This window comes from Butyrivibrio sp., from assembly GCF_017940685.1.
GTDB lineage: Bacteria > Bacillota > Clostridia > Lachnospirales > Lachnospiraceae > Butyrivibrio.
On record NZ_JAGAYD010000225.1, the window covers coordinates 1 to 6,708 of the forward strand.

Below are 6,708 nucleotides of genomic sequence, written 5' to 3' on the forward strand. Positions count from 1 at the left end.
CACAGCCGGTCCTTATCATCGCAACTTATGATGAGAACGGTGTACCAAATGCCATGAATGCTGCGTGGGGCATCACCACTGATTTTAAGGAGATTTCAATCAGTCTGTCTGAGCACAAGACTACTGACAATCTTGCAAAAAGAGGCGCCTTCACGGTTAGCCTTGCGACAGAAGATCAGATGGTTCCCTGCGACTACGTTGGCATAGAGTCAGGAAGAAAGGTTCCGGACAAGTTTGAGAAGGCAGGATTCCACGCAACCAAGAGTGAGTTTGTTGATGCTCCGCTCATTGATGAATTGCCGGTAGCCCTTGAGTGCAAGGTAAAAAGCTTTGAAGATGGCATTCTTGTTGAAGAGATCGTAAACGTATCTGCTGATGAGAGCGTAGTCGTAGATGGAGCAGTTGATATTACTAAAGTTAAGCCAATAAGCTTTGATCCGTTCGGAAATGCTTACTTCGGAATCGGTGAAAAAGTAGGCAATGCTTTCAAAGACGGTGCGAAACTAAAGTAGTATAATATAGTTGTTGCAATTGTTGATTATATTGGAGGAGGTACGATATGGCAGACATCGCTGCAATCATCAAACAGATTAATGGTAACAAAGAGCTAATGGCACAGATCGCCAAAGCAGATCCCAAGCAGGGAGTTGAGCTTCTAAAGAAGGCCAACATTGATGTAACTGAGGATGACATCAAGAAAGTTCAGGCTGCTGTAGCAGACGGAAAGCTTGATCTTAACGACATCAAGAATCTCGCTGGTGGGTTGTTTAAGAAATGACAGACAACCGTATGGAATGGGCAAGAAAGCGTGACGAGCTGGTGGACGCAGTAAAGCGTCTTGGGTTTCCCAGAGAACTGGGAGAGCAGGTTGCTAAACAGCTTGGAAGCCCTAAGGCAATGGATAGGATGCTGGCTTACCTATATAACGTAAAACCGAGAACTGCGGAGCTCATCGTGGATGAGATGCTGGCTATCTGCAGTGATGTTGATAGTTGGCATAACAAAAAGGCTGCAGAAGAAGCAAATGCCAAGTACAATGAAATCCTGAATTATGGGCTCGGTTCGGATGATGAAGAGTAAATACATATAGGAATTATTATCATTTTTTAGGCGAAGTCATAAGGCTTCGCCTTTTTGTGTGTCCACTTTGTGAAACATGATAAAAGTTATTATTTTTATTGTTAATATTTTGACAGCTATATGGTATAGTAGGTCTTGGTGCTTTTTAGATTACGTTTAATAGAAAGGGAATTTTCATGGCAAATCACGAATTTTCACAGTGGGACGGTTTCGTAGGTCGTGTTTGGAAAGACAATATCGACGTACGTGACTTCATTCAGAACAACTACACTCCATACGATGGAGATGAGTCTTTCCTGGCAGGTCCAACAGAGGCTACAAACACTCTTTGGGGCAAGCTTCAGGAGCTCCAGGCACAGGAGCGCGCTAAGGGTGGCGTTCTTGATATGGATACAGACATTGTATCTTCACTTACTTCTCATGGCGCAGGCTACATTTCAGAAGAAACAAAGGATATGGAGCAGATCGTTGGCCTTCAGACTGACAAGCCACTTAAGAGAGCATTCATGCCTTTCGGTGGAATCACAATGGCAGAGCAGTCATGCAGAATGTATGGCTATGAGCCAAGTGAGAGACTCCATGAGATCTTTACAAAATATCACAAGACACACAACCAGGGTGTATTCGACATCTACACACCAGAGATGAAGAAGGCCCGTCACAACAAGATCCTTACAGGACTTCCTGATACTTACGGACGTGGACGTATCGTAGGCGACTACAGAAGAGTTGCTCTTTACGGAATCGATTACCTTATCGAGAAGAAGCAGGCTGATTTTGCTGCAACAGCTCGTCAGGGTATGCGTCGTTATGACTTCCAGCTTCGTGAGGAGATCGCAGACCAGATCAATGCTCTTAAGGGCATGAAGGAAATGGCTGCTATCTATGGCATCGACATTTCTAAGCCAGCTGCTACAGCAAAAGAGGCTGTTCAGTGGCTCTACTTTGGATATCTTGCAGCTATCAAGACACAGAACGGTGCTGCTATGTCAGTAGGACGTGTTTCTACATTCCTTGATATCTACTTTACTCGTGACCTCAAGAAGGGAATCATCACTGAATCTGAGGCACAGGAGATCATCGACCACTTCACTATGAAGTGCCGTATGGTTAAGTTCGCACGTATTGAATCTTACAACCAGCTCTTTTCCGGAGACCCAGTATGGGCTACTCTTGAGGTTGGTGGTATCGGACTTGATGGCCGTCACCAGGTTACCAAGACCTGCTACAGATTCCTCCACACACTGGAGAACATGGGACCTTCACCAGAGCCCAACCTTACAGTTATGTATTCAAGCAGACTTCCTGAGAACTTCAAGAAGTATGCTGCTAAGATCTCTGTAACAACATCTTCAATCCAGTACGAGAACGATGATGTAATGCGTGTTACATGGGGCGATGACTACTCAATCTGCTGCTGCGTATCTGCAACAGAGACAGGTAAGGAGCTCCAGTTCTTCGGCGCACGTGCTAACCTTGCTAAGTGCCTTCTTTACGCTATCAACGGTGGTGTTGATGAAAAGACAGGTGACCAGGTTGGACCTGAGTACAAGGCTATCACAGCTGAGTACCTTGACTATGATGAGGTTATGCAGAAGTTCGATCAGATGATGGATTGGCTTGCTCACCTCTATGTTGGAACACTTAACATGATCCACTACATGCACGACAAGTACTACTATGAGGCTTGCCAGATGGCCCTCATCGATACACACGTACGTCGTTCATTTGCTACAGGTATCGCAGGATTCTCACACTGTGTAGACTCACTTTCAGCTATCAAGTATGCTAAGGTTAAGGCTATCCGTGATGAGAACGGAATTGCTAAGAACTTTGAGATCGAGGGTGACTTCCCTCGTTACGGTAATGATGATGACAGAGCTGACGAGATTGCTATCTGGCTTCTTCGCACATTCATGGGCAAGCTTCGTCACATCCACACCTACAGAGATTCAGAGCCTACAACATCTATCCTTACTATCACATCAAACGTTGTTTATGGTAAGGCTACAGGTGCTCTTCCTGACGGACGTCCAGCTGGTGAGCCACTTTCACCTGGTGCTAACCCAGCATATGGCGCAGAGGTTAATGGTCTTATTGCATCACTTAACTCTGTTGCTAAGCTTCCTTACGAAGAGGCTCTTGATGGAATTTCAAATACACAGACAATCAACCCAGGTGCTCTTGGACACACAGATGAAGAGCGCACAAACAACCTCGTAAACGTACTTGACGGTTACTTCGATCAGGGTGCACACCACCTCAACGTCAACGTATTTGGAAAAGAGAAGCTCATCGACGCTATGGAGCATCCAGAGAAGCCTGAGTATGCTAACTTCACTATCCGTGTTTCAGGATACGCAGTTAAGTTCATCGACTTGACTAAGGAGCAGCAGATGGATGTAATTTCTCGTACATGCCACGAGGCGCTTTAATTAGATTTTTCGGAGTTATTTAATGAGTGATATTATTGGATACGTAAACAAGCTGGAGAGCTTTGGAGCCGTTGACGGACCTGGAGTTCGATACATCATTTTCCTTAATGGTTGCAGGATGCGATGCGCTTTCTGCCACAACCCTGAAACCTGGAAGGAAGGCGAGGGCCAGCAGTTTACAGCGGATGAGCTTTTGAAAAAGGCGCTTCGCTTCAAACCATATTGGAAAAACGGCGGAGGGATCACTGTCAGTGGCGGTGAGCCCCTCCTGCAGATTGATTTTCTTTTGGACCTGTTTAAAAAAGCAAAAGAAGAAGGAGTTGCTACCTGCATTGATACAGCCGGAGAGCCATTCACTCACGAGGAGCCTTTCTATTCTAAATGGAAAGAGCTAATGAGCCTTACGGATACAGTTCTTTTGGATATCAAGAACATCGATCCCGAGGCCCACAAAGAGCTGACAGGCGTTGACAATGCCAATATCCTGCAGATGGCAAAAGAAATCTCGGATATGGGAATTCCCATCTGGATCCGCCACGTGCTGGTTCCGGGAGGAAGTGACAACGACGATTACCTTCGTCGCACAAGAGAGTTCATTGATACTTTATCTTCTGTAGAGAAGGTTGAGGTGCTTCCTTACCACACATTAGGCGTTCCCAAGTACCAGGAGCTAGGAATTACCTACCGCCTCGAGGGCGTGGAGTCCCCATCTCCAGAGCGCATTGAAAATGCCAAAAAAATTCTGGGCGCAGTATGATATAATGTTCGTATAGATGTAGATTTCAAGGGCGAAGTCAAAAGACTTCGCCCTTTTTTTGTTTGTAGATACCGCAACAAGACACGGGGACGGTTCTTTTGTCTTATCCTGTGCGGTCTGTTACAGTATTCTACGGTGATATTGCGTCAATATAATACCGCTGACCACTTTACCTGCTATAGGTATTATGGTTTTGCGGAAATAACAACTGTTATTATAATAAATCTAATACCTATTGTTCTTACATCGTTGTTAGGTATGAATTTCACATTGTGGTTTCAGTAAAACTGGAAATATTAGTGTAGGATATCTAATACCCATATCCACATACTCTTCCGGTGGTATTAAATGAGCCCTGATTATTTTTTTCAGGCCAGAAAAAGCTAGGACCAGTAATAAGGAAAGCAATTGGTGGTATTAGATCCGGCCAAAAGTTACTTTTGAATACCGCTTTTGAGCGTCGCATGTGCTCAAAAAATGTCGGATTTTTATGATTACGGACTATAGCATAGAAAAATGCTCTACAGTAGGTTGTTTTTTTCTGTTAAAAACCGCAAAAAAATCGATTTTCAGACTTGAGAGCACTTTATGTGCCTACAGTCCGTAACTCGTCTTCCGGATCCAGTGGGATAATTCCTTGAAAGAACTCGTTTTACGGACTGTATGCTTAAAAAGCACGCTGTAATCTGTAATGCAATTTAATAACAATTGATATTGGCCGTCATTTTACGGACTTGGATAGGGAAATAAGTCATCCAGTCTGAATTCCAATATATAAGTAGCGGGGATGTTCTATGGCATGTAATGAATAAAGTCTTAAGGCTAAGTAAAAGACTTCGCCCTTTTTCTGCATTTTCTACTATAATAGGAAGGTAAGCTGGCTTGGCTAAAAGACTTAATGAATTTGTTCCAATAGATGTAAGATTGAGGTGTTTGCGGATGAATATCCAGATTTTTGGCACTAAAAAGTGCAATGATACTAAGAAAGCAGAGCGTTTCTTCAAGGAGCGCGGAATAAAGATCCAGTTCATTGACCTTAAGGAAAAGGGCATGAGTAAAGGGGAACTTACATCAGTTGCCAGTGCAGTAGGGGGCTTAATGGCGATGGTTAATCCTGATGCCAAGGACAAAGATACGGTGGCGTTGATCCAGTACATAGCAGATGAGGACAAGTTTGACAAGCTTCTTGAGAATCAGCAGATCATCAAGACGCCGGTAGTAAGAAATGGAAGACAGGCGACACTTGGCTATCAGCCTGAGGTTTGGAAGAAGTGGGAATGAAATATTAACCAGGAGGGGAATATAAGACAATGGCATCAATACTCATAAAAGACACAACCCGTCAGCAGCGGGAGCAGATAGTTGCGGAATCTATAGGAAATATCAGCGGATCATGCGATGGATGCATGTCAGGACTGGCTGATATGTACCAGGACTACATTGATGGAAAGAAGGAGATCCGCGAGATCAATATGGAATTCAGGGCTCATTACGAATCAGGGGTAGATGGTCCTGAAAAGGCAGACTGTGGGTACAAGATGTAACTAATTGAAGGCAACAACAAAAGCGCACCAACAGGGAGGATAAGGACATGATGATCACAGAAATGCTTGATAAACTGCTGGAAATGGCTAAAAAGGACGGTTCTTTAAAAGAAACGCTCCTTGCGACCAGAGACAACGATAACCCCATAGCAGAATTCTGCAAGATCGCTACAGAAGCGGGACTTCCCATGACAGTTATGGATATCGTCAATCAGGGCGAAGAATTCTATGCTGAGATCAAGAGAAGCACCAATGGCGGCGGGGAGAATTCACCGGATCTGGACTTCCAGAACGATGAGTATTCAATATTCATGATGCGCCTTAAGGACCTAAAATAAATACTTCTGCCAGGACAGAATAGTAAAACATGAGGGCAGATGAAAGAAGGGGAAATGGAGTTACAAATAGGAAGGCCCGCAAATACTGATGGGCGACTTGAAAGAGAAATAAGAGTGTACGACTATCTTGATAAACTTGGGATCGAGTATCAGAGGGTTGACCATGGGCCAGCCATGACAATGGAGGCCTGTGAGGCCATAGATGAAGTGCTGGGCACTTTGATGTGCAAGAACCTGTTTTTGTGCAACAGGCAGAAGACCGCATTTTACCTGCTTTTGATGCCTGGGGACAAGAAGTTTAAGACAAAAGAGCTGTCGAGTCAGATTGGTTCTGCCAGACTCTCTTTTGCGGAAGCGGAAGATATGCTGAAATATCTGGATATAGAGCCCGGCGCAGTGAGCGTTATGGGGCTTATGAATGACAAGGAGCATGGCGTGAGGCTCCTGGTTGATGAGGATGTGAAGGCTGGGGAGTACATTGGATGCCATCCTTGCGTTAATACTTCGAGTCTTAAGATCAAAACTGCTGACATATTCGACAAATTCCTGCCAGC

General features: G+C 44.5%; 9 protein-coding genes. All 9 read left to right on the top strand.

What is annotated here, in order from left to right:
* On the top strand, nt 1-512 hold a 512-nt coding region (locus tag J6I68_RS13485; RefSeq protein WP_292221089.1), incomplete at its 5' end, for a flavin reductase family protein.
* A gap of 47 nt (nt 513-559) precedes the next feature.
* On the top strand, nt 560-778 hold the full coding sequence (locus J6I68_RS13490; RefSeq protein WP_292221091.1) for a hypothetical protein: 219 nt from the start codon (nt 560-562) through the stop codon (nt 776-778).
* Nucleotides 775-1,080 carry a hypothetical protein gene (locus J6I68_RS13495; RefSeq protein ID WP_292221093.1) on the top strand — a complete coding sequence of 102 codons (306 nt, stop codon included), beginning with the start codon at nt 775-777 and terminating at the stop codon, nt 1,078-1,080. The genes J6I68_RS13490 and J6I68_RS13495 overlap by 4 nt, the downstream gene beginning before the upstream one ends.
* Before the next feature lie 176 nt (nt 1,081-1,256).
* Nucleotides 1,257-3,515 (top strand): formate C-acetyltransferase, encoded by a 2,259-nt coding sequence (gene pflB / locus J6I68_RS13500; protein ID WP_292221095.1) that lies wholly within the window; start codon nt 1,257-1,259, stop codon nt 3,513-3,515.
* Nucleotides 3,516-3,537: 22 nt separating this feature from the next.
* The gene (pflA, locus tag J6I68_RS13505) at nt 3,538-4,272 is read left to right on the top strand and encodes a pyruvate formate-lyase-activating protein (RefSeq protein ID WP_292221096.1); all 735 of its coding nucleotides are present in this window, start codon (nt 3,538-3,540) and stop codon (nt 4,270-4,272) included.
* 939 nt (nt 4,273-5,211) lie between these two features.
* Nucleotides 5,212-5,553: an arsenate reductase family protein gene (locus J6I68_RS13510; protein ID WP_292221098.1), complete on the top strand. Its 342-nt coding sequence runs from the start codon at nt 5,212-5,214 to the stop codon at nt 5,551-5,553.
* Between the two features lie 29 nt (nt 5,554-5,582).
* Nucleotides 5,583-5,816, top strand: a complete 234-nt coding sequence (locus tag J6I68_RS13515) for a purine biosynthesis protein PurH (protein ID WP_292221100.1) — start codon at nt 5,583-5,585, stop codon at nt 5,814-5,816.
* Between the two features lie 47 nt (nt 5,817-5,863).
* On the top strand, nt 5,864-6,154 hold the full coding sequence (locus J6I68_RS13520; RefSeq protein WP_292221101.1) for a hypothetical protein: 291 nt from the start codon (nt 5,864-5,866) through the stop codon (nt 6,152-6,154).
* A gap of 54 nt (nt 6,155-6,208) precedes the next feature.
* A partial coding sequence (locus tag J6I68_RS13525; RefSeq protein WP_292221102.1) for a prolyl-tRNA synthetase associated domain-containing protein occupies nt 6,209-6,708 on the top strand: 500 nt, incomplete at its 3' end.

Coding starts and splice junctions, on each gene's coding strand:
- J6I68_RS13490 (WP_292221091.1), top strand. CDS start 560: ATGGCAGACATCGCTGCAATCATCAAACAGATTAATGGTAACAAAGAG.
- J6I68_RS13495 (WP_292221093.1), top strand. CDS start 775: ATGACAGACAACCGTATGGAATGGGCAAGAAAGCGTGACGAGCTGGTG.
- pflB (WP_292221095.1), top strand. CDS start 1,257: ATGGCAAATCACGAATTTTCACAGTGGGACGGTTTCGTAGGTCGTGTT.
- pflA (WP_292221096.1), top strand. CDS start 3,538: ATGAGTGATATTATTGGATACGTAAACAAGCTGGAGAGCTTTGGAGCC.
- J6I68_RS13510 (WP_292221098.1), top strand. CDS start 5,212: ATGAATATCCAGATTTTTGGCACTAAAAAGTGCAATGATACTAAGAAA.
- J6I68_RS13515 (WP_292221100.1), top strand. CDS start 5,583: ATGGCATCAATACTCATAAAAGACACAACCCGTCAGCAGCGGGAGCAG.
- J6I68_RS13520 (WP_292221101.1), top strand. CDS start 5,864: ATGATGATCACAGAAATGCTTGATAAACTGCTGGAAATGGCTAAAAAG.